At 60.2% G+C, this 23,735-nt stretch carries 25 protein-coding genes; 9 read left to right on the top strand and 16 right to left on the bottom strand.

The genetic code is table 11. From position 1 onward, the window contains the following. Position 1: 1 nt before the first annotated feature. Both ACIOJF_RS00795 and ACIOJF_RS00790 read right to left on the bottom strand, forming a co-directional pair. A complete protein-coding gene (locus ACIOJF_RS00795) occupies positions 2-796 on the bottom strand; it encodes an enoyl-CoA hydratase/isomerase family protein (RefSeq protein ID WP_105656941.1) in 795 nt (264 codons plus the stop codon). A 2-nt stretch (positions 797-798) separates the two neighbouring features. Beyond that, positions 799-2,022 carry an acetyl-CoA C-acyltransferase gene (locus ACIOJF_RS00790; RefSeq protein WP_105656942.1) on the bottom strand — a complete coding sequence of 408 codons (1,224 nt, stop codon included), beginning with the start codon at positions 2,020-2,022 and terminating at the stop codon, positions 799-801. Between the two features lie 336 nt (positions 2,023-2,358). On the opposite strand from ACIOJF_RS00790, the gene ACIOJF_RS00785 reads away from it, so the two are divergent. Further along, a complete protein-coding gene (locus tag ACIOJF_RS00785; RefSeq protein ID WP_105656943.1) occupies positions 2,359-3,786 on the top strand; it encodes an MFS transporter in 1,428 nt (475 codons plus the stop codon). A gap of 72 nt (positions 3,787-3,858) precedes the next feature. Here ACIOJF_RS00785 and ACIOJF_RS00780 read toward each other — a convergent pair whose 3' ends face one another. Then, on the bottom strand, positions 3,859-5,298 hold the full coding sequence (locus ACIOJF_RS00780; RefSeq protein WP_388022866.1) for an amino acid permease: 1,440 nt from the start codon (positions 5,296-5,298) through the stop codon (positions 3,859-3,861). Between the two features lie 185 nt (positions 5,299-5,483). Between ACIOJF_RS00780 and ACIOJF_RS00775 the strand changes: the two genes are divergently transcribed. The 3 genes from ACIOJF_RS00775 to ACIOJF_RS00765 all read left to right on the top strand — a co-directional run bounded on the left by ACIOJF_RS00775 (position 5,484) and on the right by ACIOJF_RS00765 (position 8,561). After that, positions 5,484-6,446 (top strand): 1,4-dihydroxy-2-naphthoyl-CoA synthase, encoded by a 963-nt coding sequence (locus tag ACIOJF_RS00775; RefSeq protein WP_402741092.1) that lies wholly within the window; start codon positions 5,484-5,486, stop codon positions 6,444-6,446. A 27-nt stretch (positions 6,447-6,473) separates the two neighbouring features. Further along, on the top strand, positions 6,474-7,601 hold the full coding sequence (locus ACIOJF_RS00770) for an AMP-binding protein (protein ID WP_402741091.1): 1,128 nt from the start codon (positions 6,474-6,476) through the stop codon (positions 7,599-7,601). Positions 7,602-7,676: 75 nt separating this feature from the next. Continuing rightward, on the top strand, positions 7,677-8,561 hold the full coding sequence (locus ACIOJF_RS00765; protein WP_332594627.1) for a 1,4-dihydroxy-2-naphthoate polyprenyltransferase: 885 nt from the start codon (positions 7,677-7,679) through the stop codon (positions 8,559-8,561). 133 nt (positions 8,562-8,694) lie between these two features. Here ACIOJF_RS00765 and ACIOJF_RS00760 read toward each other — a convergent pair whose 3' ends face one another. Then, positions 8,695-8,985 carry a DUF4229 domain-containing protein gene (locus ACIOJF_RS00760; protein ID WP_402741090.1) on the bottom strand — a complete coding sequence of 97 codons (291 nt, stop codon included), beginning with the start codon at positions 8,983-8,985 and terminating at the stop codon, positions 8,695-8,697. Between the two features lie 53 nt (positions 8,986-9,038). Here ACIOJF_RS00760 and ACIOJF_RS00755 point away from each other — a divergent pair, with 53 nt between their 5' ends. Then, positions 9,039-9,482, top strand: a complete 444-nt coding sequence (locus tag ACIOJF_RS00755) for a PLD nuclease N-terminal domain-containing protein (protein ID WP_332502784.1) — start codon at positions 9,039-9,041, stop codon at positions 9,480-9,482. 265 nt (positions 9,483-9,747) lie between these two features. Here ACIOJF_RS00755 and ccsB read toward each other — a convergent pair whose 3' ends face one another. Genes ccsB through ACIOJF_RS00730 form a run of 5 tightly spaced genes read right to left on the bottom strand, consistent with a single transcriptional unit; the run spans position 9,748 to position 14,489 of the window. Next, positions 9,748-10,812, bottom strand: a complete 1,065-nt coding sequence (gene ccsB, locus ACIOJF_RS00750) for a c-type cytochrome biogenesis protein CcsB (RefSeq protein WP_105656949.1) — start codon at positions 10,810-10,812, stop codon at positions 9,748-9,750. Further along, complete coding sequence (locus ACIOJF_RS00745; RefSeq protein WP_105656950.1) at positions 10,805-12,433, bottom strand: cytochrome c biogenesis protein ResB; 1,629 nt, start codon at positions 12,431-12,433, stop codon at positions 10,805-10,807. The genes ccsB and ACIOJF_RS00745 overlap by 8 nt, the downstream gene beginning before the upstream one ends. Further along, on the bottom strand, positions 12,433-13,188 hold the full coding sequence (locus ACIOJF_RS00740; RefSeq protein ID WP_332485938.1) for a cytochrome c biogenesis CcdA family protein: 756 nt from the start codon (positions 13,186-13,188) through the stop codon (positions 12,433-12,435). The genes ACIOJF_RS00745 and ACIOJF_RS00740 overlap by 1 nt, the downstream gene beginning before the upstream one ends. Positions 13,189-13,196: 8 nt before the next feature. Beyond that, positions 13,197-13,790, bottom strand: a complete 594-nt coding sequence (locus ACIOJF_RS00735) for a TlpA disulfide reductase family protein (RefSeq protein ID WP_332485937.1) — start codon at positions 13,788-13,790, stop codon at positions 13,197-13,199. A 36-nt stretch (positions 13,791-13,826) separates the two neighbouring features. Beyond that, positions 13,827-14,489 carry a histidine phosphatase family protein gene (locus tag ACIOJF_RS00730; protein ID WP_105656953.1) on the bottom strand — a complete coding sequence of 221 codons (663 nt, stop codon included), beginning with the start codon at positions 14,487-14,489 and terminating at the stop codon, positions 13,827-13,829. A gap of 173 nt (positions 14,490-14,662) precedes the next feature. On the opposite strand from ACIOJF_RS00730, the gene ACIOJF_RS00725 reads away from it, so the two are divergent. Continuing rightward, positions 14,663-15,439, top strand: a complete 777-nt coding sequence (locus ACIOJF_RS00725; RefSeq protein WP_105656954.1) for a DUF3824 domain-containing protein — start codon at positions 14,663-14,665, stop codon at positions 15,437-15,439. Positions 15,440-15,545: 106 nt separating this feature from the next. On the opposite strand, the gene ACIOJF_RS00720 is transcribed toward ACIOJF_RS00725, so the two are convergent. After that, the gene (locus ACIOJF_RS00720) at positions 15,546-16,220 is read right to left on the bottom strand and encodes a redox-sensing transcriptional repressor Rex (RefSeq protein ID WP_286134124.1); all 675 of its coding nucleotides are present in this window, start codon (positions 16,218-16,220) and stop codon (positions 15,546-15,548) included. A 27-nt stretch (positions 16,221-16,247) separates the two neighbouring features. Continuing rightward, positions 16,248-16,493 carry a glutaredoxin family protein gene (locus ACIOJF_RS00715; protein ID WP_332485935.1) on the bottom strand — a complete coding sequence of 82 codons (246 nt, stop codon included), beginning with the start codon at positions 16,491-16,493 and terminating at the stop codon, positions 16,248-16,250. A gap of 62 nt (positions 16,494-16,555) precedes the next feature. On the opposite strand from ACIOJF_RS00715, the gene ACIOJF_RS00710 reads away from it, so the two are divergent. Next, positions 16,556-17,362 (top strand): HAD family phosphatase, encoded by an 807-nt coding sequence (locus tag ACIOJF_RS00710; RefSeq protein WP_105656956.1) that lies wholly within the window; start codon positions 16,556-16,558, stop codon positions 17,360-17,362. Positions 17,363-17,464: 102 nt separating this feature from the next. Here ACIOJF_RS00710 and ACIOJF_RS00705 read toward each other — a convergent pair whose 3' ends face one another. From ACIOJF_RS00705 to ACIOJF_RS00685, 5 genes are all read right to left on the bottom strand, one after another. Beyond that, positions 17,465-17,563 carry a 30S ribosomal protein bS22 gene (locus ACIOJF_RS00705; RefSeq protein ID WP_005504750.1) on the bottom strand — a complete coding sequence of 33 codons (99 nt, stop codon included), beginning with the start codon at positions 17,561-17,563 and terminating at the stop codon, positions 17,465-17,467. A 139-nt stretch (positions 17,564-17,702) separates the two neighbouring features. Next, a complete protein-coding gene (locus ACIOJF_RS00700; protein WP_013349804.1) occupies positions 17,703-17,927 on the bottom strand; it encodes a helix-turn-helix domain-containing protein in 225 nt (74 codons plus the stop codon). Positions 17,928-18,183: 256 nt separating this feature from the next. After that, positions 18,184-19,527, bottom strand: coding sequence for an NADP-specific glutamate dehydrogenase (gdhA, locus tag ACIOJF_RS00695; protein WP_105656957.1), 1,344 nt, complete (start codon positions 19,525-19,527; stop codon positions 18,184-18,186). Between the two features lie 190 nt (positions 19,528-19,717). Beyond that, entirely contained in the window at positions 19,718-20,155 is a 438-nt protein-coding gene (locus tag ACIOJF_RS00690) for an ArsR/SmtB family transcription factor (RefSeq protein WP_402470377.1), read from the bottom strand. A gap of 101 nt (positions 20,156-20,256) precedes the next feature. Beyond that, complete coding sequence (locus tag ACIOJF_RS00685; RefSeq protein WP_402741369.1) at positions 20,257-21,426, bottom strand: acetoin utilization protein AcuC; 1,170 nt, start codon at positions 21,424-21,426, stop codon at positions 20,257-20,259. A 205-nt stretch (positions 21,427-21,631) separates the two neighbouring features. Here ACIOJF_RS00685 and ACIOJF_RS00680 point away from each other — a divergent pair, with 205 nt between their 5' ends. Continuing rightward, entirely contained in the window at positions 21,632-23,065 is a 1,434-nt protein-coding gene (locus ACIOJF_RS00680; protein ID WP_402741089.1) for a TrkH family potassium uptake protein, read from the top strand. Between the two features lie 25 nt (positions 23,066-23,090). Next, positions 23,091-23,729: a TrkA family potassium uptake protein gene (locus ACIOJF_RS00675; protein WP_105657082.1), complete on the top strand. Its 639-nt coding sequence runs from the start codon at positions 23,091-23,093 to the stop codon at positions 23,727-23,729. Positions 23,730-23,735 lie beyond the last annotated feature (6 nt).

Genomic DNA, 23,735 nt, shown 5'->3' with positions numbered 1-23,735 from the left:
GTTACTTCTTCTTTCGATCTAGGAATGCTTGCATGCGGTCGAATTTGGCTTGGGACTCGAAAAGCATGCCCTGGGCCAAGGTATCGATCACCGGATGGACTTCGCGCGGAGCATGGAAGACGGACTTGGTGATGCGCACCGCCAGCGGATCCTGGGCTGCTATGCGATCTGCCAGTGCATCGGCGGCGGCATCCAGCTCGGCAGCCGGATGCAGTTCGGTCACCAGGTTGGCGGCCAGGCATTGCTCGCCGGTGAGCACCTTGCCAGCCAGCAGGATTTCCTTGGCCAGCGGCTCGCCGACCAGTTCCTTCAGCCGCCAGGTGGCGCCTGCGGCGGCCATGATGCCCAGATTCGTTTCCGGGTTGCCCATGCGCAGCTCGGGGGTGCCGATGCGGAAGTCCGCGGCGTAAGCCAGTTCGGCGCCCCCACCCAGGGCGAAGCCGTCCAATGCCGCAACCACCGGCATCGGCAACTTGGCGATCCTGTCGAAGATGCCCGAGTTGATCCCGGCGAGCGCGTCATCCCGGCGGCGTTCGCGCAACTGGGAAATATCGGCTCCGGAAGCGAAGATGCCCTTGCGCCCCTTGGGATTCGCTTCGCTCGCTGCCTCTGCGGGGGTGCCAGCCATAATCAGGATCTTGGGATTCTTCTCCAGATAATCGCAGATGGTGTGCAGCTCGTCGACCATGGCCTGGTCAATGGCATTGCGGACCGCTGGGCGGTGCAGGCGCACCCAGAGGCGGTCATCGGTTTCCGCCAGCTTGAGGGTGGTGAACCCGCTGTTCAAATCGCCCACTTCTAGACGCCTTCCAGCAAGATCGCGGTGCCTTGGCCCACGCCAACGCACATGGTGGCAATGCCCAGCTTGCGCTGCTCGGAAGCCAGCTCCCGTTCCATGCGGCCCAGCAGGGTGATGACAATGCGGGAACCGCTGGAACCCAGCGGATGGCCCAGCGAGATGGCGCCGCCGTCGCGGTTGACGATTCCTGCATCGACCCCCAGCTCGCGCATGCTGGCCAGGGACTGGCTGGCGAAGGCTTCATTGATTTCCATGGCACCGATCTGGTCAATGCCCAGTCCCGCGCGTTCAAGCACCTTGCGGGTCGCCGGGACCGGTCCCATGCCCATGATTTCTGGTTCCAGGCCCGCGGCCTGCCCGTCGACGATTCGGGCGCGCGGCGCCAGTCCGTACTTCTTGATGGCCCGTTCGGAGACCACGAGGATTGCCGACGCTCCGTCGTTCAGCGTCGACGCATTGCCAGCAGTGACGACGCTTCCTCCCTTGACTACTGGGCGCAGGGCGGAAAGCACATCCATGGTGGTCCCTGGCCGTGGCCCCTCGTCGGTGTCCACGATGCTCTCTGCCTTGCGTCCCTTGACAGTGACCGGAACGATTTCATCGCGGAAATGCCCGGCCTCGATGGCGGCAATGGCCTTGGCGTGGGATTCGACGGCGAACTGGTCGCAATCCTCACGCGAGATGTTGTAGACGCGGGCGACTTCCTCGGCGGTTTCCGGCATCGAGAAGGTGGCTTTGCCATCGCGCGAGTACTGGCCGGAGAGGAATTGCGGGTTGGTGAAGCGCCAGCCGATGGAGGTGTCGAAGGTTGCTCCCGGCTTGGCGAAGGCCTTGGAAGGCTTTTCCATGACCCAAGGTGCCCGCGACATGGATTCGGTGCCGCCGGCGATCACGATGTCCGCGGCGCCGGCCTTGATCATGTGGCTGGCCATAGTGATGGCGCTCATGCCCGAGGCGCAGAGGCGGTTGACCGTGATGCCCGGGACGGTCACGGGCAGGCCGGCCAGCAGCGCAGCCATGCGGGCAACATTGCGGTTCTCTTCGCCCGCGCCGTTGGCGTTTCCGTAGATGACTTCATCAACGTCGGCCGGATCGATGCCCGCGTCTTCAATGACTCGGCGAATAGTCAGCGCGGCCAGGTCATCGGGGCGCACAGCACTGAGCGCACCTCCATAACGGCCTACCGGCGTGCGTGCTCCACCTACGAGAAATGCCTCGGTCATCTGTGCTCCTTATGCCAAAATGATTAGTGACCCTCAACACCTAAACTTACCGACCATTCGTTCAATAATAAAGTCGCGGGTCGCCGGATTTTCACAATTGAGCATTTCCAGGCCGCCGGGACCACATGGCCGGGCCACGGGCCAACCCCCGTTCTGTCCGCAATTGCGGGCAATCAATTCCATGTCAGTGGTTGATTTTAGAAATTGATTCGAATAGCCTCTGGTATTTAACCGACTCCGGGGAACTCCCGGATCGTGGACCGCGGCCAAGGCGATGAATTCCTATCTGGCCTTAGGGCGATCGGTCGACGGAAAGCTGAAAACAACGGAGCAGCAATGCAACCGGAACATAGCCAGCCAAACGACAACTCGAATGCACATAATTTCGCTCCCGACCTGGACCATGACATCGGGCCGGACATGAACACGCAAGACGGCCGGCAAGAAGTTCGCAAGGCCACTGCGGCATCTGCCATGGGCAACATGACCGAGTGGTTCGACTACGGTGTCTATGCCGTGGCCGTCACCTACATCACCGCCCACTTCTTCCCCACCGAGGGCGGCACCTTCATGGCCTTGGCCACCTTCGCCCTCTCCTTCCTGGTCCGCCCGATTGGCGGCCTGGTCTGGGGCCCGCTGGGCGACAAGCTGGGGCGCAAGAAGATCCTGGCCTTGACCATCATCATGATGTCGCTGGCCACCTTCCTCATCGGCATCCTGCCAACCTTCGAAGCCATTGGCGTCGCCGCGCCAATCCTGCTGGTGCTGCTGCGCATGATCCAGGGCTTCTCCACCGGTGGCGAGTACGGCGGCGCGGCAACCTTCATGGCCGAGTATGCGCCGGATCGCAAACGCGGCTTCTTCGGTTCCTTCTTGGAATTCGGCACCTTGGGCGGTTTCGCCCTCGGCACCGCCGTGATGCTGGGCCTGCAGGTGGTGCTCAGCGAGGAAGCCATGATGGCTTACGGCTGGCGCATCCCATTCTTCCTCGCTTTGCCCATGGGCCTGATCGGCCTGTACCTGCGTAGCAGATTGGAGGACACGCCGGTCTTCCAGGAGATGGAAGAATCCGGCGAAGCCCAGCAGGGCGGGTCGCTCAAGGAACTGGTGTTCACCTACTGGCGCCCCATGCTGACCATGACCGGACTGGTCATTGCGCTGAACGTCGTGAACTACACGTTGCTCAGCTACATGCCGACGTACCTGGAAACCCAGTTGGGGCTGGACCCCAACGCTTCGCTAGCCACCATCCTGATCGGCGAGGTGGCCATGATGGCCGTAATTCCATTTGCGGGCTCGCTTTCGGACAAGGTCGGACGCAAGCCAATGTGGTACGCCTCAGTCATTGGCCTGTTCGTCTTGGCAGTACCGATGTTCTGGCTGATGGGCAAGTCCTTCGCCTGGGCCATTGTCGGCTTCGCCGTGCTGGGTCTGCTCTACATTCCACAGTTGGCCACGATTACCGCGACGTTCCCGGCGATGTTCCCTTCGCAGGTGCGCTTCGCAGGATTCGCGATTACCTACAACATCGCTACGGCGGTCTTCGGCGGCACCGCCGCGATGGTCAATGAAGCGGCCATCAATGCCACCGGTTTCCTGCTCTTCCCGGCCATCTACATGATGGCAGCGTGCGTGATTGGTGCGATCGCCATCAAGTTCATGCCGGAGACCGCCGGCGCTTCGCTGCGCGGCACCGCGATTCCCGATGCCTTGGACACCGGCATCCTCGCTGCGGTGCAGCGCGATGAAAACCGAACGTCCTGAGCCATCCAGCCGCCAAGGGGGCGCATCAGTTGAACTGCTCCCTTTAGCGGCTGGCGCATAATCGCTGGCGGCCTAGAAATCAATGCCCGGCCGGGCGTGCTTGCGAGCAAAATGCCATCCGCCCCACAACAGCAAGGCGAACACCGGAATTGTGGCGATCGTGTACAGCCCCACCGGGAAGACCTCGCCGTTTTCCCCGGTCAAGGTATCGAAAGAAATCAGGACGGTGATAACCAGCAAGGAAATCAATCCGACCCAACCGGTAATGGGCGACCCGGGCATGGGCAGCGAGGAAACAGAGCCCTTTTTCTTGCGCAGCATGAGCTGGCATCCGAAAATCGAGGCCCAGGTGAACAGCACGCCGATGGATGCGGTATTCAAGGCAAGGTCGAAGGCGAAGGAATCTCCGAGCCAGATGTTCAGGATGACGCCGGCAAGATAGACCACGCCCACGGTGATAACGCCGGTCGAGGGAACAAAGTGCTTGTTCATCTTCGCGAGCCACTGCGGAGCATGCCCATTGCCGCTCATGGTGCGCAGGATGCGGCCGATGGAATACAGGCCCGAGTTGCACGAGGACAGCGCAGCGGTAATCACCACCAGGTTCATCGCGCTGCCAACCCAGCCCAGGCCCATCTTCTCGAAGACCGTGACAAACGGGCTGACCCCGGATTCGTATTCGTTCCATGGCAGCACCATGGCCAGCAGGGAGACGCTGCCTACGTAGAAGACCAGGATGCGAACGACCACCGCACGGATTGCCGATGGAACTTCCTTTTCCGGGTTCTCCATCTCGCCGGCGGCAATGCCCACCAGTTCAATGGCGTTATAGGCGAAGATCACCGAGTTCAGGACCAGGATGCTGACGAAGAAACCACGGGGGAACATTCCGCCCTCGCCGTTCTCATCGCCGATGAAGAGGTTGGCCACCGACGCGGTGTGGTCTCCCACCTGTGCGTTGGTCACCACCATGTATGTACCCACGGCCAGGAACAGGACGATCGCGGTCACCTTGATGCAAGCTGCCCAGAACTCGAATTCTGCGAAAGCCTTGGCGCTGAAGAGGTTGATGGCCACCAGCAGCAGCAACGCGCAGAACGCGGAAACGGTTACCGGAACATTCGGGAAGAAATACTGGAAGTACAGGCCGATGGCGATCAGCTCGGCAATGCCGGTCATGATCCAATTCAGCACGTACATCCATCCGGAGATGAAGGCGCCCTTGGGGCCGAAGAGCTCAGCCGCATACGAGACGAAGGAACCGGAAGTCTGGCGGTACATGATCAGTTCGCCCAGTGCCCGCATCAGCAGGTAGGCCAATGCGCCAGCTACCAGATAGGACAGCACCAGCGCCGGACCGGTCGAGGCCAGGCGCCCGCCGGAGCCCATGAACAGGCCCACACCGATGGCGCCGCCGATCGCGATCATCTGGACGTGGCGGCGGCTCAGGGATTTCTTGTAGCCCTCGGCACTGATTTCCGGGGTTGCCGGGCGATGCTGACCAGATGGCATAGATGAACTCCTGACCTACGGACGCGTTCAATGAATCCGTGCAAAAATCGTGAAATGAATCCGGTGATTCACTGGATGGTCCAAGCCGTACGGGCGGGGATTCCACGCGCAACCGCGAGTCGGGCCGTGAAAAGTCTACTCCTCCTTTCTTAGAGTTCCGGACGAAACCGACTAGCATTCATAGGGTGAGTAGCCTGAATAATTCCGCATTGCCCGAGAAGGTCTCCGATGTCTTCGATCCAACGCGCTGGCGCGTGGTCGAGGGATTCGACTTCACCGACATCACTTACCATCGCCAGGTCCAGCGAGCGGCGGATGGAAGCATCGTGCGCGACCTTCCGACCGTGCGCATCGCTTTCGACCGCCCCGAGGTGCGCAACGCCTTCCGCCCGCACACCGTGGACGAGCTGTTCCGCGCCATGGATCATGCCCGCATGACCAGCGACGTGGCCACTGTCCTGCTGACCGGCAATGGCCCCTCGGAAAAGGACGGCGGACACGCATTCTGCTCCGGCGGCGACCAGCGCATCCGTGGCCGTGACGGCTACCGCTATGCCGAAGGCGAGACCCGCGAATCCATCGACCCGGCGCGTGCCGGGCGCCTGCACATCCTGGAAGTCCAGCGCCTGATGCGCACCATGCCCAAGGTTATCCTCTGCGTCGTCAACGGCTGGGCTGCCGGTGGCGGCCATTCGCTGCACGTGGTCTCGGATCTGACCATTGCCTCGAAGCAGAACGGCAAGTTCAAGCAGACCGACGCTACCGTCGGTTCCTTCGATGCCGGATACGGTTCGGCATTGCTCGCCCGCCAGGTCGGGCAGAAGACCGCCCGCGAAATCTTCTTCCTTGCCCGCGAGTACTCGGCCGATGACATGGTCCGCATGGGCGCCGTCAACGAGTCGGTAGAGCACGAACGCCTCGAAGAGGTGGCCCTGGAGTACGCAGCCGACATCGCCCGCCAGTCCCCGCAGGCCATCCGCATGCTGAAGTTCGCTTTCAACTTGGCCGATGACGGCTTGGCCGGCCAGCAGGTCTTCGCTGGCGAAGCCACCCGCATGGCGTACATGACTGATGAGGCAGTAGAAGGACGCGACGCGTTCCTGGGCAAGCGCGACCCGGATTGGTCCAACTACCCTTACTACTTCTAATCTTCCGCGACGGAACGAGGACCGGATATGGACAGACAACTCTCTGAACTGCTCGCAGCCTTGGCCACGGCGGCCAATGACGGGGGGCCGGCCGTTGAGGTATTGCTCGATGAGAGCAACCCCAACGGCTGGCGCATCGAGTACTTTGCACCACAGGACCTGCCAGGTTTCGAGCAGCCCATGGCAGTGGTGCGGACTTCCGGTTCCACCGGCCGGGCCAAGCGCACGGTGCTCAGCGTTTCGGCGTTGGCATCCAGTGCGCAGGCCACGGCCGAGTTCCTCGGCTTCGAAGGCCAGTGGCTGCTGGCCTTGCCGGTGCACTATGTCGCGGGACTGAGCGTGCTGACGCGTTCATTGTTCGCCGGCACCAAGCCCGTGGTGATGGACACCGAGGGCAGCTTCTCGGCCACGGCATTCACCGAAGCCGCCAATCAAATGATCGACTCCCGCCGGATCACCTCGCTGGTTCCAACCCAGCTTGCCCGGCTGCTGGATAACCCGGCGCCGGAAACCTTGCAGGCGCTGAAGCGTTTCGACGCCATCCTCTTGGGCGGCGCGCGAGCCAGCAAGGACCTGCTGGTCAGCGCCCGACACCATGGGCTGAAGATTTTCCAGACCTATGGGTCCTCGGAAACTTCCGGCGGCCTGGTCTACAACGGCACGGCCCTTCCCGGCGTGCAGCTGGCAGCGCATGAGGGGCGCATCTGGGTCGCCGGCCCCATGCTCGCCGACGGATACGCCAACTCCCCCGAAGCCACCGCCGAGCACTTCATTGAACGCGATGGTGTCCGCTGGTACGTCACCGATGACCTGGGCACCGTTGAAAAACAGCGCTTGAAGATCATTGGACGCATCGATGATGTGATCAATACCGGGGGCATCAAGCTTTCGGCATCGAAGATTGAAGGGCTGCTGGAAGAATTCTTCACGCAGGCAATCGTGGTCCCGGTGCCCGATCCGCAATGGGGCCACAGCGTTGGCCTGGCCTATGCGGGCCCGACCAATACCGCCGATGCCTTCGAAGCGGTGCGCCGGACCTTGGGCAAGGAAGCGGTGCCCAAGCACGTGCGCCACTACCCTCTTGGCTTGCCGCAGCTGCCTAATGGCAAGTTCAATCGACAACTGGTCATCGAAGAACTAGGCGTTCGCGACTAGTCTCGATTCGCCTTGCACGCCTAATCGCGGGAAACTAGAGGGTACGAGTTTCCGCTTGCCCTGAAAGGACAGAAAGTGGCCACACTTTCCCAGTGGGTTTCTGGGGCGCGTTTGCGCACCTTGCCTATCGTCATTGCCCCGGTTGTCATCGGTACCGCAGCCGCGCTGGGCGAAACTGGAACCGTTCATTGGTTCCGTTTCGTCTTGGCTCTGCTGGTTGGCCTGCTGCTCCAGGTCGGAGTGAACTACTCCAACGACTACTCGGACGGCATCCGAGGCACCGATGACGAACGCGTCGGCCCGCTGCGCCTGACCGGTTCCAAGCTCACCGAGCCGAAGAATGTGCGCAATGCCGCTTTCGGCTGCTTCGGGCTAGCCGCCATCTTCGGTCTGGTCCTGGTCATCATTTCTTCCTCGTGGCCGCTGCTGCTGGTAGGCGTCGCCGCGATCTTCGCCGCTTGGGGCTACACCGGCGGCAAGAACCCCTACGGCTACCGTGGCTTGGGCGATATTTACGTTTTCATCTTCTTCGGCTTGGTCGCCACCTTGGGTACCACCTTCACCCAGATCAACCAGCTGACCATGGCTTCGCTGTGGGGTGCCATCGGCACCGGCCTGATTGGCTGCGCCCTGCTGATGGCCAATAACGTGCGAGACATTCCTACCGATAAAGAGGTGGGAAAGATTACCTTGGCTGTGCGCCTTGGCGAACACAATGCCCGCTTGAGCTACGTGCTGATGCTGGCGGTAGCCATCCTGCTCCCCTTGCTGGCCACCAGCGCCTTCCCGTGGATGTGGCTGATCCTGCTCACCTTCGTTCCTGCAGTGGCTCCATCGCTGCTGATGCTTCGCGAGCAGCAGCTGCCAAAGCTGGTGCTGGTGCTCAAGCAGACCGGCATGGTCAATGTCGTATATGCGGTGCTCTTCTCCTTGGCTATCGCCATCGAGGTTTTGGCCTAGCCACCGCTGCAGAAGGAAAAACGAGATGGGCTGGCCGGATCAATTGATCCGGCCAGCCCATCTCGTTAATTGTTCTGCCGGCCATGCGTGAATGGCTGGCTATGCAGTTCGAGGTGAACCTGCGTGGGGAAATTTACTCGGCGCCAGGGGTCTGCTTGCGCTGTGATTCGTCGAATTCATCCTCAACGGCTTCATCAGCTAGCTGCATCCTGGTCTTGTTTGCCGAGGTCTTGCTGAAAGCGTTGCGGATATCTTCGTTCGCCTTTAGCCGAAGTTTATTGAAGAAAAGGTAGGCCACCGCGAAGGCCACGACCAGGCCAATGATTCCGGAAACGAAGATTGGCCACCTCATACCTAACCAGAGGCCCAAGAAAACGGCTAGGAATATGCCTAGGCGGATAACGGTATATTTCACAAACTGCATAGTCTCAAGTCTACCGGTGAACCTGTGAACAGGATTATCACTAGAATGGAAGCATGGTCCGCTTATTGATTTTCGCCGCAGTGGTTTCGGTTGCTTTGACGATTTATACCCTGATCGAATGCGCTCGTGCAGAGCGCCGCAGCATTCGTTCATTGCCTAAGCCTGCGTGGATTGCGGTCGTCATCCTCCTTCCGCTAATCGGAGCCGGTTTGTGGTTCCTCCTAGGTCGCCCTGTTGCGTCAAATGGAGCCCCTGCGCAGAAGTCCATGGCTCCGGACGACGATGAGGATTTCCTGCGCCAGCTGGAGGTCTGGCGCCGCCAGCAACAGCGTGAAGCCGACTCGAAAGCGCGTGAGCAAGACCTCACTAAACGTGAAGACGTGCAGAAAGCCGATGGCGAGAAACCAGCCAAGCCTGAGGCCAAGGAACCGAAGCCAGGTGCAGAACGCAAGAACAAGCCAGAAGGCACCGACAGCTCTTCGTCTGAAACCGAATAACCCCCTAGTACTGCCGGGATCCCGGCAACCAGCCCAGCACGCGTGCCAGCGCCGCTGGGCTTTTTCATGCCTCGTGGGAACTTCGGGCATTCTTGCAGGCGGCCAGGGACGCGGGGCTTCCTCTACGGGCGCTGGAGGGGCGGACGGGGGCAGGCGCCGGTCAGTGCCCCGCACTTGAGTACCAGGGCCCGCAACGAACGCTTAAAGTACTGCGAGCGGCCTCCCCGCTAAAGGGAAACCGCTCGCAGTGCTGGATTCTTAGGAACTAGACTCCGGCGTAGGAGTGCAGACCGTCGAAGAAGATATTCACGATGGTGAAGTTGAAGACCACGCACAGGAAGCCGATGATCGACAACCAGGCCGAGCGTGGGCCCGTCCAGCCACCGGTGGCACGGGCGTGCAGGTAGCCTGCGTAGACAACCCAGATCACGAAGGACCAGACTTCCTTTGGATCCCAGCCCCAGTAGCGGCTCCAAGCGGCCTCAGCCCAGATCGCACCAGCGATGACAGTGAAGGTCCACATCACGAAGCCGATGGTGTTGATGCGGTAGGCGAAGTTCTCCAATGCGCCGGCACCTGGCACCACGCGCATGAAGGGCAGCTTGTCGTCCTGTCCAGCGGCCAGCCGGTTCATGCGAGCATGCTGTACCAGCTGCAGCACATTCATGGCGAAGCTGATGGCGAACAGTGCCGATGCCAGGACGGCGATGGAGACGTGAATGACGATCCATGGCGACTGCAGGGCAGGAACGAGGTGGCCAACCGGTGTCGGGAAGCCGATGGTGGCACCGCACAGCATCAAGGTGACCAGGCCGGAGATGAAGGATCCCATGAAGCGCAGGTCCTTGAAGATCAGCACCAGCAAGAAGACCAGAGCCACCAGGAATGCACCGGTGGACAGGAACTCGTACATGTTGCCCCAGGGCACTCGGTGCGCGGCTATCGCACGGGAAACCACGGCACCGCCGTGCAGGGCAGCGGCCAGCCACATCAGCACCACGGCAATGCGAGCCGTGGGGCGCTTGGCCGACAACTGCGTGTACTCCATCTTGTCGGTCACGATATGCTCGCCGACGTTGTCGGCACGCACAGCGGCACCCCGGCGCGAACGGGGCTTGGTGCCCACGGCTCCGCCGGCGCTAACCAGCAGTTCCTCGTCGCGCTTGAGCGCTTCGGAATCCATTTCGCTGATGGACTTGTTGGTCTTTGCCAGGTCCAAGGCGAAAATGATGAAGACCACTCCGTAGACCATGGCGGCCAGCAGCATGAACAACTGGCTGTATTCACCCAGCGTTTCATTGATTGGCGCTAATGCCCCAGCGTTATCCATTTACTGCTCCTTGGTTCTGCTCCTGGCTTGCCAATGGCCAAGCCTTGTCAAAGATCTTCTGTAGTTCTGCAGCTTCGCGTTCCAGACGCGGATCCTCGCCACGTGCCAGCAGTGCGTACTCGATACTACGCTTGCCATTTTCTTGTTTCAGCTTCACCCAGACGCGGCGACGCGGGGTGAACAGCGAGACTGCAAGGCCGATCAGCGCCAGACCTGAGAAAATGCCGATTGGCAGCTTGCCCGGGTCATGATTGATGTCCAATGCAACGAAGCGCTTGAGGTCGTCAAAGGTAATCGAGCCCTTGCCGTCGGGCAGCTCGTAGGTCTGCCCCGCTTCGAGGATGATGCCGCCGGCATCCAAATCACGGCTGTTCAGCGGTTCCATCTTCTCCGTGTCCAGCACGAACACGTTTTGCGGGTTGCCGTCGTCAAGGCCCAGATCCCCGAAGTACGAGTTCAGGTGCAGCTGGGGGTTGATGGCGTTGGGATCGCCCGAGATGCCGAAGCCGTTCTCATCCACCAGTGCGGTTGGCAGCAAGAAGCCCTGGAAGCCCAGCTGCGATGGCTCGGCGTCCGGAACCTTCAGCACGAACATCGAGGTGTAGACCGAATCCTGCGGAATGGAAACCGCCGGGCCGGAATAGGAGACATTGCCGTTGCCATCCTTGACGGTGATCACCGGGGCGTAGCCATTGCCGACCAGGTACACGTCACCGCCGCTGATCCGCAGCGGATGGTTGACCTTCAGCTCCTGCTTCACTGGCTCGGCATCGGGCGATTCGCGCACCTTGACGTGGGCGGTGAAGTCCAGCGGCTGTCCGAAATGCGATTTGGATTCGCGGTCGAAGATGATGTCGAATTTGTCCAGCGTCACAGCAAAGGGCGGCAAATTATCGGCATTGAAGCCGGTGCCCGGGGTGAAGGAGTCGTAGGCCACCAGCGAATTCACGAAGGTCTCCCCCTCGACAACCACGCGCTGCCCGGTGTAGCCCAGGGCTCCGCCGATCGCGGCCGAAGCCAGTACGCCCATCAGCGAGATGTGGAAGAGCAGGTTGCCGATTTCGCGGGTATACCCGCGCTCTGCGGCAACCGAGGCCCCGGTGGCATCCTCGCGGCGCTCGACACGATAGCCGCGCTTCTTCAGGATCCTGAACGAATCCTCGATGACCTGCTGGTCATCGGGCGTATCCGTCTCGCCTTCCAGAATTTCATGCGAGCTGTACTGGGGAAGTCGTTCCAGGCGCACCGGGGTCCTCGGCGGCGGGGTGCGCAAGGCTTTGGCGTGCTTCTTCACACGCGGGATGATGCAGCCAATCAGCGAGACGAACAGCAAGATGTAGATCGCGGAGAACCACACCGATGAATACACTTCGAACATCTGGAAGCGATCCAGCCATGGACCAGCGGTGGTGTGCTGTTCCAGGTACTGGGCTACAGATTCGGGGTTGGCGTCGCGTTGCGGGAAGATCGATCCCGGTACCGCAGCGACGGCGAGCAGCAACAGCAAGAACAAGGCTGTTGGCATCGATGTCAGCTGGGTCCAGATCCAACGCATGGAACCCATGAATCCCAGAGCAGGCGCGTCGCCAGTTCCCTTGGAATTCCGTTGTTGTTTCGCCATTAAATTGGCAACCTCACTTCATTGGCAAACCAGTTTTGCAGTTCTGCTACCCATGTTCCCCACAGGCCGGTCACCATGACCAGTCCCAAGGCAATGAGTAGTCCCCCGCCCAAACGCATGATGAAAACCTGGTGCTTGCGGAAGAACGCCAGCGCCTGCATGCCGCGCTGCAACCCCATTGCAATCAGGATGAAGGGCAAACCCAATCCGAGGCAATAGAACACAGTCAGGAGCGTTCCACGCCCTACGTTCGCGTCCACACCGGTGGACATGATCAGTACCGCACTCAAGGTGGGGCCGATGCACGGTGCCCACCCCAGGCCGAAGGTCAGCCCCAGAACCGGGGCACCCCACAGGCCTGCAGGCGGTTTCCTGTGGATCTTGCGGTCACGCTGCATCCAGGAGAAGCCGCCCATGAACACGATGCCCATGAAGACCACGACCAGGCCCAATGCCTGGGTGACCCAGGAGCCGTTGAACCTGAGCCACGCGGAGGCCTGGCTGAAAAGCACGCCCGCTGCGATGAAGACCACGGAGAATCCCAGGACAAAGAGCAGTACGCCGGAGACCACGCGGCCGCGCCGGTGCTCCTTCAGATCCGCACCAGTCAACCCGGTGACGTAACCGAGGTAGCCCGGCACCAGCGGCAGGACGCAAGGCGAAAGGAAGGAGACCAGCCCGGCCAGCAGTGCTACTGGGGCAGCCAGCAGCAACGACCCGTCCAGGACGATGTCGGCAAAGGGATTAGTGGTCACTGATCAGCTCACAACTCTTCGGTCAGAGCGGAGTCGATCAATGACTTCAGGGTGCCAGGCTCTACGGCACCGATCACGCGGGCACGGACACGGCCCTGGCGGTCCAGCACCAAGGTGGATGGAACCGCTTGCAACGGGACGTACTTGGTCATCGCCAGCTGGATGTCCCCGGAGGTATCCTGTACCGACTCATAGGGAATCTCGAAAGTGCGCTCGAAGGCCTTCGCCGCTTCGGCTTCATCGCGTACGTTGACGCCAATGAATTCGACTTTCTCGCCGAAGCCTTCAGCGATTTCCTTCAGATCCGGTGCCTCGATGCGGCACGGAGCGCAGGCGGCATACCAGAAGTTCATGACTACGGGCTTGCCCTGCCACTGCGTGAAGTCGATATCGGTGCCATGGTAGGTGGTGGCCTTGAGGGCAACCGGTTCGCTGCGCTTGGAAACTTCGTACTCTTCCACGGCGCCGTCGCCAGCGATGTAGTTCTTGCCGTCGCCGCTGTTTGCTTGCGCGGTCAGCGCATCTTCCTTGCCGCTGCAGGCAGCCAAGGGCACCACGGCGGCGGCAACCATGAGCGAACGCAACATGGTGCGGCGGCTCAAGTGGCGAGGATTAGGCACAGGATCTGTCATTTTGCTTTAGGCTCCAGGGATATTCGCCGCGCCGGCAAGCAGCTCGGGGCACGGCTCGGTGTAACGCACGGAGACCAATTCGTCTCCCTCAAAATCAAAGCTGGTGATGGAAGCCAGGGTGCACTCGCGCTGGCGCGGATCGTGCCAAAGCGGCTTCTTCTCGGCGGCGCGGCGCGTAACCCAGATCGGCAACTGGTGGCTGACGATAATGACTTCCGCTCCTTCACCGTGCTCGGCGAGGGCGGCCTTGCGGTGCTCATCCATGGCCAGGCGCATGCGAGCAACCTGCTGGGCATATGGTTCGCCCCATGAAGGCTTCAGCGGGTTGACCAGCAGCGGCCAGTACTTCGGCTGACGCAGGTGCTCCGCAACCTTGGACAGCCCTTCCAGCTTGTTGCCGGCTTCGATAACCCGCTCGTCGGTGTGGACCTGCAGATCCAGAGCATTGGAGGTCGGCGCGGCTGTCTGCTGGGCTCGCAGGAGCGGTGAGGCCACCAGGCGCACTACGTTGCCGCCTTCTGCTTGGCGCTTGGCAAAATATTCTCCTGCCCCATCGGCCATCTGGAATCCGAGTTCCGAGAGCCCGAAGCCGGGGATCCTGCCGTAGAGCATACGGTCAGGGTTGAAAACTTCCCCGTGGCGCAACAAATGGACGGTCGATAAAGGCATGCCTCCAGTGTCTCAAATATTCGGTGCAAATTAGCCATATTGTGGCCACCGTCAACTATTCACAGGACACGCATTGGAATCCCATATGGAAAAACCATCCTTTCGGAGGGGTTGCTCACAATCGACTGCCACTACGCTTAGTCAATAAGACAGTTCGACCAGAAGGACGCATCATGAGCGACAACGATCCTAACCAGCCGGGCCAGCCCTACAACCCGGGCCCTTCCGGCCAGGGTTCATCGCAGAACCCGTACGGCGAAAACCCCTACGGCCAGCAGCCCTCGCCGTACGGCCAGAACCCGTACGGCCAGAATCCGAATCCTTACGGGCAACCGCAGGCACCGGGCTACGACCAGTATGCCCAGCAGGGAGGTTACGCCGGCGTGCAGCCGCCGACCGAGCGGCCACGGACCTTGGCTATCGCCTTTGGCTTGATCATGCTCGCGGGCATCTTCAGTGCCCTCGCCAGCTGGCTGATGACCAACTCCAACATGATGGCCAACATGATTGGCCAGCAGTGGTCGCTGGTGCAAGAAGAGTTCCAGAACCAGATGCAGAGCACCCCGGGCATGGAGCAGGATCCACTGGTTGAACAGATGATGGCAAGCCCTGAGGCCTTCATGGCCCAGGTCAATTCCATGATGTCGACCTTCGTGATTATCTCCATGATCATCACCTTGGCCCTGTATTTCCTGGTGGGCTTCTTCGTTGGCCGCGGCGTGGGCGCCATGCGAATTATCGCCACGATCCTCGGTGCGCTTTCACTGCTGAATCTGGTGACTATCGTTCCAATGATCAGCATGTTCGCTGACACTCAAGCCGGAATTATCAACGCTGTCTACGTTGTGGGCATCTTGTTGGGCATTGCAGGCGTGGTCTTCGCCTGGTTGCGCCCTTCTTCGCAATACATTGCGCAGCGCCGCCAGGCTCGCCTGGCCGGCTTCCGCTAAACGCATGGCCGAGCCTCTTCGCGAGGCCCTGCAGGGACAATAAAGGCGTAGCCGCTCCATCCACCCAAGGGATGACGCGGCTACGCCTTTTCTCGTCTGCGCGGCTTCAGCCTTGAACGGCGAGGTATGCCAGAATCTGCAATTCAGTGGAAAGATCAACGCGCCGCAGGTTCATGCCCGCGGGTACGCGAAGCGGCATCGGTGCGAACGAGAGCACCGAGCGGACCGAAAGCGCGGCCAGTTCGTAGACCAGGTCCTGCGCAGCATCGCCCGGAATTGCCAGAACAGCGATGTTGATTTCTTCGCGTTCAACCACTGCGGCCAAGTCCGCGATCGCTTCCACGTGCAGCTCGCCGACCGGGCTGCCGACCAGTGCGGGGTCGATATCCAGGATCGCCTTGACATTGAAGCCACGAGTCCTGAAGCCTGCATATCCGCTGAGCGCGCGCCCCAGGTTACCGGCGCCGAGGATGGCCACACGCCAGTCCTGGTTCAGGCCGAGGGTGCGGCTGATATGTTCTGCCAGTTCGCGGACCACGTAGCCCACCCCGCGGGTTCCGTAGGAACCCAACCAGGAAAGGTCTTTGCGCAGGATGGAGGGGTTCACTCCAGCTTCCTTGGCCAGCACCCCGGAACTGGTGCGTTCCAGGCCCTGGGCTTCCAAGGCGTTCAGCGCGCGCAAGTACTGGGTCAGTCGAGCCAGCGTGGCCTCAGGCAGGACCCGGGCTTCAAGCTCTGACATCTTCGTTCTCCCGCACTTTTCGGTGCTCTTGAAGAGCACAACGCATTTTCATTTATTCGGCAGCGGCTAGCTGCTCAGTAGTCGTTCCAGACGCTGTGCGTCGATGTGCCAGAAGTCGCGGACTTCTCCGTTGATCAGCAGAACCGGCACTTCCTCGTGGTGCTTGGCCAGCAATTCAGGGTGCTGGTCAATATCCAGTTCGGAAAACTCCATATTCAACCGGCCAGTCACCTCGGCCACGGTTGCGCGTGCGGCCTGGCACAGGTGGCAGCCTTCTCGAACCAACAGCTGGATCTGATTCAAAGTACTCACCTGCCTATAATCTCACGAGCCGTAACCGCCCTTAAACTTGGCAATGAAATAAACTGGATCAAATGTCTTCCATCGATCATCACCCCAGCCCGAATTCCGCCCTGGCTCCGGACACGGTCGCCGCTTTCTTCGATGTAGATAACACCCTTGTGCGCGGTGCATCGCTGTATCTGCTGGCCCGGAAACTGCATGAGCGCCGCTTCTTCCAATTCCGCGAAATCCTCTGGTTCGCGCTCAAGCAGTTGCGCTTCGCCGCGCGCGGTGAGCACCTAGGGGACATTCACCAGATTCGCGACCGTGCGTTGATGATGGTCCGAGGGATCCCGGTGTCCGAGATCGAGAAGATCGGCAACGAGATCTATGACGAATACATCGAACCCAAGCTATGGACCGGTACGGTAGCCATTGCTCGCCAGCATCGGACGGTGGGCCGTGAAGTCTGGCTAGTCACTGCCACTCCCCTGGAAGTGGCGAATGTCATCTCGCAACGTCTCGAACTTACCGGTGCATTGGGCACTGTAGTGGCCAGCGAAGACGGTTTCTACACCGGAGCGCTGGCCAGCCCGATCCTGCACGCTGCGGAAAAAGCGCAAGCGGTGCGCACCCTGGCGAAGGCTCGCGGCATCTCGCTGTCGAAATCATGGGCATACTCGGATTCCTACAATGATGTTCCCTTGCTTGAAGCTGTGGGACACCCCGTATGCATCAATCCCGATGCGCGGCTTCGCGCCTACGCCAAGCGCCGCGGCTGGCAGGTCTACGATTTCCGCACCGGCCAGCGAGCCGCCAAACTAGGCCTGAAGGCCGCTGGAGTGCTTGGTGCGCTCTGGGCGGCGCGACGGTCCATTCTGCGCCGTTCCGGCTCTTAGGCCGGCGCTGGGCGGCTTTGGATAAAGCAATCGCCACCGTTCAACAGTTTCACTGTGAAGCGGTGGCGATGATTGCCAAGCGGCAAATGCTCAGAAGTAGATTTACTTCTTATTACGACGCTGGTGGCGGGTCTTACGAAGCAATTTGCGGTGCTTCTTCTTCGACATACGCTTGCGGCGCTTCTTGATAACAGAGCCCATAGTGGTTCCTCACAAACTAAATAAATGCGTCAACCCCAAATGCCTGCTTGCGCGCGAGCCCAAGGACAAGGTTGACCGGACGTTAAACGTTCCTTAACAGATTACCCGCTTTTCGGTCATGCTCTGACCATCGCGCGGACTATCGACCGTAAGAACCGGTACCGTGCTGCGGATCAATGGCCGCGGCATTCAGATATGATTCCACGGCGTTTTCCGGAACGCGATAGGAGCGACCGAACTGAACAGCAGGCAAATCACCGGCGTGGATCAGCCGATAAACGGTCATTTTGGAAACGCGCATCATGTCGGCCACTTCGGCCACAGTCATGAAACGGGCTCCGGCAAAATTCTGTTTATCCGTCATGCGGGATATTCTCCTGACGCTGATCTCTTATTCGTCGCGTTAATTTTGCGAAGATGAACTTACACGACTTTGGATCAACATCGGCGGTTCAGGTTCACGTTCGCTTTGTACTAGTCTAATCGCACTTTTGTAACTTTTGCATCACGAAACACACACGTGACCATCTGAATCACATTTTTTGATGCCTGAACGAGACAATCCGCGTGATTTCACCGGGTCCCCAATGAATTCACGCGGATTGCAGCGCTGCAGATTATTAGATGACGCCCTGTGCGAGCATTGCGTCTGCGACCTTCACGAAGCCCGCGATGTTGGCGCCGGCGACGTAGTTCCCCGGCATGCCGTACTCGTCTGCAGTAGCAGCACAGCTGGTGTGGATGCCGACCATGATCTCAGTCAGGCGACGCTCGGTGTGCTCGAAGCTCCATGCATCGCGGCTGGCGTTCTGCTGCATCTCCAGAGCCGAGGTAGCAACACCACCAGCGTTGGCAGCCTTGCCCGGGCCGAAGAGCACCCCTGCATCCTGGAAGATCGAGGTCGCTTCAGCGGTAGTAGGCATGTTGGCGCCTTCGGCCACTGCGATGGTGCCAGCAGCAACCATCTTCTTTGCGGCCTCAGCGCCCAATTCGTTCTGGGTTGCGCAGGGCAGCGCCACGGTGCCTGCAACGTCCCAGACGCTGCCACCGGCAACGTACTTCACCTTCTTGGTGCCACGGCGTTCGGCATACTCGGAGATGCGGCCGCGCTCAACTTCCTTGATCTGACGCAGCAGATCCAGGTCGATGCCGCCCTCGTCAACGATGAAGCCGGCCGAGTCGGAAGCCGTAACGACCTTCGCTCCCAGTGCCTGCGCCTTCTCGATGGCGTGGATTGCCACGTTGCCCGAACCGGAAACGACCACGCGCTGGCCATCGAAAGTCTGGCCGCGGGTCTTGAGCATTTCTTCAGTGAAGATCACTGCGCCGTAGCCGGTGGCTTCCGGGCGAACCAGGGAACCGCCCCAGCTCAAGCCCTTGCCCGTCAGCACACCGGACTCGTAGCGGTTGGTGATGCGCTTGTACTGGCCGAAGAGGTAACCGATTTCGCGGCCGCCAACGCCGATATCGCCGGCTGGCACGTCGGTGTATTCGCCAATGTGGCGGTAGAGCTCAGTCATGAAGGACTGGCAGAAGCGCATGACTTCGCCATCGGACTTGCCGCGCGGGTCGAAGTCCGAGCCGCCCTTGCCGCCGCCGATGGGCATGCCGGTCAGGGAGTTCTTGAAGATCTGCTCGAAGCCCAGGAACTTGACGATGCCAAGGTAAACCGATGGGTGGAAACGCAGACCGCCCTTGTATGGGCCCAGAGCCGAGTTGAATTCAACGCGGAAGCCGCGGTTGATCTGCACGCGGCCTTCGTCGTCAACCCATGGCACTCGGAAGATGATCTGGCGTTCAGGTTCGCACAAACGCTGCAGGATTGCGGCTTCGGCGTATTCAGGATGCTTGACCGATACAGCTTCAAGGCTGTCGAATACTTCCGTGACGGCCTGGTGGAATTCTGCTTCGCCGGGATTGCGGCGGAAGACTTCGTCGCGAATCGTCGCTAAGTGCTTATCCAAGTTTTTCTCCTCATCACTTGGGGCAGGCACAGGCGCACAAGGGGCCTCATTGCCGGCGTCACTGCCCCGCACACGAGAATGCCATGCTGGGCATTCTGAACAAAATTTTCATGTTATAAAACAGGATTGCGCGCGTAACTTAAAAGATTGACCATATTGCACGGTTGCAGCGCCGATGACTGGACAAGAGCTAGCGCCGACGCCCGAACCGCGGAAGTTTCTCGAAAAACTCTTGCGCACGTCCAGTAACTTGTTCCAGGCCTTGGCCAACGCGCCGCCCGATCTGCTGAGCCGTTGGATTCGATACCGCTGCCAGCTGCCCCTCGGCTTCGGCCTGCGTGGTTACCAGCTCCTGGCCCTCCGGTTGGGCAGGTACCAAATCGGCGCACCAGCGCACGAGGTCTTCCAGCGCTGAGGTATCAATGCTGTAGATGCGCCGCTGCCCGGCAGCGGCCATGCTCACGAGTTCAGCTTCGCGCAGCACCTTCAAGTGCTTGGAAACAGTCGGCTGGGAGATCTCCAGTTCAGTGACCAGAGTGCCCACTGCTTTCGGCTCGTTCTTGAGCGCTTCTATAATCTTTCGTCGGGTTGGTTCAGCCAACGCCGAAAACACTTCATCAATTGCCACACACATAACCCTAACGGCATATGAACGGTTGGCAATCGATTTCCATGCCTAAAATGCTGTGAAGTCTCGCCTCTGTCTCCGGTGGCCGCAGCCATGCGAGGCTAGTCGAACCATGGATCGAGCCCGAAAAGCGGGAATATCTCCTTGCGTGTAGCAATGATGGTTCGGTCTACCGGATCGGCCGGATCATAGCCGACTTCCCAATTGCGCCACCACAGCTGGGCGTCATCGCCCATGAGGTAAGGCATGGCACGGCCGTACCTTTCCAGAACGTAGCGGCGGAAGGTCTCGGGAACATAGGTACGCAACGGCACCGGCTTGCCGGCAACAATCGCCGTCAGGTGGGTCCAGGTACGCGGCACGACGGCGGTGACGTTGTATCCCCCGCCTCCGGTAGCCAACCACCGGCCTTCGCACAGCTCATCTGCCAACTGGGATATGTCCAGGGCCGCCTGGCGTTGCGCATCAACAGACAGCTTCAAATTGGTCATGTCATCATCGCGGTGCGCATCGCAACCGTGCTGGGAGACGATGATTTCCGGCTTGAAAGCGCGTACCAGCTGCGGAACGATCGCATGGAAGGCACGCATCCACCCGGAGTCCCCGGTCATTGCCGGCAGAGCAACATTTACTGCGCTGCCTTCGGCGTTCTTGCCGCCAATTTCATTGGCGAATCCCGTACCGGGGAACAGCGACAGCCCGGATTCATGGATGGAAATGGTCAGCACGCGTTCGTCATCCCAGAAGATCGACTCGGTGCCATCCCCATGATGGGCGTCCACATCGATGTAGACCACGCGTTGGGCACCCTGTTCCAGCATGCGATGGATCGCGGCAGCAGCGTCATTGTAGATGCAGAAACCGCTGGCCTTGCTTTTCGCGGCGTGGTGCATGCCACCGGCGAAGTTCACCGCACGGACCACGTCTTGGTCCATGATGGCTTGGGCCGCTGCTACCGAACCGCCAACAATGCGCCCGGCGGCTTCATGCATCCCGGCGAATACCGGGTCGTCTTCGGTGCCCAAGCCGAATTCTTCGGCAACGAGTGTTGGTTCCTGGCTCACCCGCCGCACCTGATCGATATAGCTCTGGTCATGGACGGAGCCGATGACCGCATCGTCGGCAATATCCGGAGCCTGTATCGTGACGTTCGGCGCATCGAAGATATCCAGCTCATCGCTGAGCCGATAGGTCAGTTCTAGCCGTGAAGGGTGCATGGGATGCCAGTCGCTGAATTTGTACTTCAGATACTCTTCATCCCACATCACCATGGTGGGCCGTGGGGCATGCTGCGGATCTAACACGATTTCAGGCTACCCGATAGTGACCCAACTCATGAATTCATGGCAGTTTGCGCGGCTTGTCGGGTCTTTAGCCGGGCAACACAAGCGTTTAGCGGTGGAAACGCGTAAATTACTAGAAGGACTTCAAATCCTCATGGCAAAGAACTGTTCCCCAGGAAACGGCGAGTAATAAATGAGCACAGCCAGTGCATCGGGCCCCAGCGCCCGGGCAGCTGAAATGCGCGAACAGCGACGCAAGAAATGGCTGACCGTTCGCATCGCAGTTGCGGACTTCACCGTGCGCTCCCCCGCGCGCTTGACTCTTGGCGCCTTCTTGCTGGCAATCACGTTGTTCACCTCCCTGCTCGCGGCGCCGTTTTCCTCGGCCACGGGGGAAGCCACCGCGCTGCATGACGCATTATTCACCGCTGTGTCGGCAGTTTGCGTTACTGGCCTAACGACCGTCTCCACCGCTGTGCACTGGTCATTCGCCGGTCAGCTGATCATGCTGGTCGCAACGTTCATGGGCGGCCTGGGCATTTTGACTCTGGCCTCCATCATGTCCCTGGCGGTATCCCGCAAGCTGGGCGTGCGAGCCAAGCTGATGGCGCAGAATTCGATGAACAGTTCTGGAGCCTCAGCCCTGGGTGAAGTAAGCTCATTGCTGCGCATCGTGATCCTCACAGCGATCAGCCTGCAGGCGGTCATCGCGCTCTTTCTGATCCCGCGCTTCTACATGCTGGGTGAAAGCGTCCTGTCCGCCATCTGGCATGGAATCTTCTATGCCGTCTCGGCTTTCAACAATGCAGGCTTCACCCCGCACTCCGACGGATTGGTTCCCTACGAAACCGACCTGTGGATCCTGGGCCCATTGATGGCCGGCGTGTTCACCGGTTCATTGGGTTTCCCGGTGATCATGGTGCTGCTGGCGCACAAGTTCAATATGAAGAAGTGGAACCTGCACACCAAGCTGACCATGCTCACCACCACCATCCTGCTCTTTGCCGGATCCTTCCTGTGGCTGATTTTCGAATGGGCCAATCCCAAGACCATCGGCGGCTTATCCATCAGCGACAAGCTCATTCATGGCTTCTTCGCCTCCACCATGACCCGTTCTGGCGGCTTCAACCTGGTGGATCAGAACGACATCCACCAGGTGACCATCTTGTTGACCGACGCATTGATGTTCGCTGGTGGCGGTTCAGCTTCTACTGCTGGCGGCATCAAGGTCACCACCATTGCCGTGATGTTCTTGGCGATCTTGGCCGAGGTCCGTGGCGATACTGACGTGAAGGCCTTTGGCCGGCAGATTCCGCAGGGCACCATGCGCGTGGCCATCTCCGTGGTCGCCATGGGTGCTTCGCTGGTGATGGTCGCTACCGGCGCGCTCGTGACCATCGACGAATCGGTGGGCTTCTCGCGAGCCCTGTTCGAGTCGATCTCGGCCTTTGCTACCGTGGGCCTGAGTAGCGGGGTTTCGCAAGAAGTGCCTCCGGCCGGCAAGTATGTGCTCAGCGCGTTGATGTTTGCCGGACGCATCGGCAGTATTACGCTCGCCAGCGCGTTGACCATGCGCCACCGCAATACGCTGTTCAGACTCCCAGAAGAAAGGCCGCTCATTGGCTGACAAGAACATAGACCACAATGCCCCGGTGCTGGTTATCGGCCTGGGCCGCTTCGGTGCATCTGTCGCTGAAACGCTGGTCAAGCAGGGGCGCGAAGTGCTGGCCATTGAGCGCAGCCCGGAGCTCGTTCAGCAGTGGGCCAGTACCTTGACCCACGTGGTCGCGGCCGACGCGACCAATATTGACGCCCTGCGCCAGCTCGGCGCCCAGGAATTCTCCTCTGCCGTCGTGGGCGTGGGTACCTCCATCGAATCATCCGTGCTGATCACCGTGAACCTGGTGGATCTGGGCATTGAGCATCTGTGGGTCAAGGCCATTACGCCCTCCCATGGCAAGATTCTTACCCGCATTGGTGCCAACCACGTCATCTACCCGGAAGCCGATGCCGGTGTGCGTGCCGCGCACCTGGTCGGTGGCCGCATGCTCGACTTCATCGAATTCGATGACGGCTTCGCCATCGTGAAGATGTACCCTCCGAAGGAGACCCAGGGCTTCACCTTGGCCCAGTCCCAAGTCCGCTCCAAGTACGGGGTGACGATCGTTGGTGTGAAGTCCCCGGGCGAGGATTTCACCTACGCCATGCCGGATACCATGGTGACTCGCCGAGATGTCCTGATCGTCTCGGGGCACGTGGACCTGCTCGAGCGTTTCGCAGCACGCCCGTAGGGCACG

Source organism: Glutamicibacter sp. NPDC087831, from assembly GCF_044742845.1.
Lineage (GTDB): Bacteria > Actinomycetota > Actinomycetes > Actinomycetales > Micrococcaceae > Glutamicibacter.
Note: the sequence above shows the minus strand (reverse complement) of the source record. Positions and strands in the feature narration are given on the sequence as shown.

Coding starts and splice junctions, on each gene's coding strand:
- ACIOJF_RS00790 (WP_105656942.1), bottom strand. CDS start 2,022: ATGACCGAGGCATTTCTCGTAGGTGGAGCACGCACGCCGGTAGGCCGT.
- ACIOJF_RS00785 (WP_105656943.1), top strand. CDS start 2,359: ATGCAACCGGAACATAGCCAGCCAAACGACAACTCGAATGCACATAAT.
- ACIOJF_RS00780 (WP_388022866.1), bottom strand. CDS start 5,298: ATGCCATCTGGTCAGCATCGCCCGGCAACCCCGGAAATCAGTGCCGAG.
- ACIOJF_RS00770 (WP_402741091.1), top strand. CDS start 6,474: ATGGACAGACAACTCTCTGAACTGCTCGCAGCCTTGGCCACGGCGGCC.
- ACIOJF_RS00760 (WP_402741090.1), bottom strand. CDS start 8,985: ATGCAGTTTGTGAAATATACCGTTATCCGCCTAGGCATATTCCTAGCC.
- ACIOJF_RS00755 (WP_332502784.1), top strand. CDS start 9,039: ATGGTCCGCTTATTGATTTTCGCCGCAGTGGTTTCGGTTGCTTTGACG.
- ccsB (WP_105656949.1), bottom strand. CDS start 10,812: ATGGATAACGCTGGGGCATTAGCGCCAATCAATGAAACGCTGGGTGAA.
- ACIOJF_RS00745 (WP_105656950.1), bottom strand. CDS start 12,433: ATGGCGAAACAACAACGGAATTCCAAGGGAACTGGCGACGCGCCTGCT.
- ACIOJF_RS00730 (WP_105656953.1), bottom strand. CDS start 14,489: ATGCCTTTATCGACCGTCCATTTGTTGCGCCACGGGGAAGTTTTCAAC.
- ACIOJF_RS00725 (WP_105656954.1), top strand. CDS start 14,663: ATGAGCGACAACGATCCTAACCAGCCGGGCCAGCCCTACAACCCGGGC.
- ACIOJF_RS00710 (WP_105656956.1), top strand. CDS start 16,556: ATGTCTTCCATCGATCATCACCCCAGCCCGAATTCCGCCCTGGCTCCG.
- ACIOJF_RS00705 (WP_005504750.1), bottom strand. CDS start 17,563: ATGGGCTCTGTTATCAAGAAGCGCCGCAAGCGTATGTCGAAGAAGAAG.
- ACIOJF_RS00700 (WP_013349804.1), bottom strand. CDS start 17,927: ATGACGGATAAACAGAATTTTGCCGGAGCCCGTTTCATGACTGTGGCC.
- ACIOJF_RS00685 (WP_402741369.1), bottom strand. CDS start 21,426: ATGGTGATGTGGGATGAAGAGTATCTGAAGTACAAATTCAGCGACTGG.
- ACIOJF_RS00680 (WP_402741089.1), top strand. CDS start 21,632: ATGAGCACAGCCAGTGCATCGGGCCCCAGCGCCCGGGCAGCTGAAATG.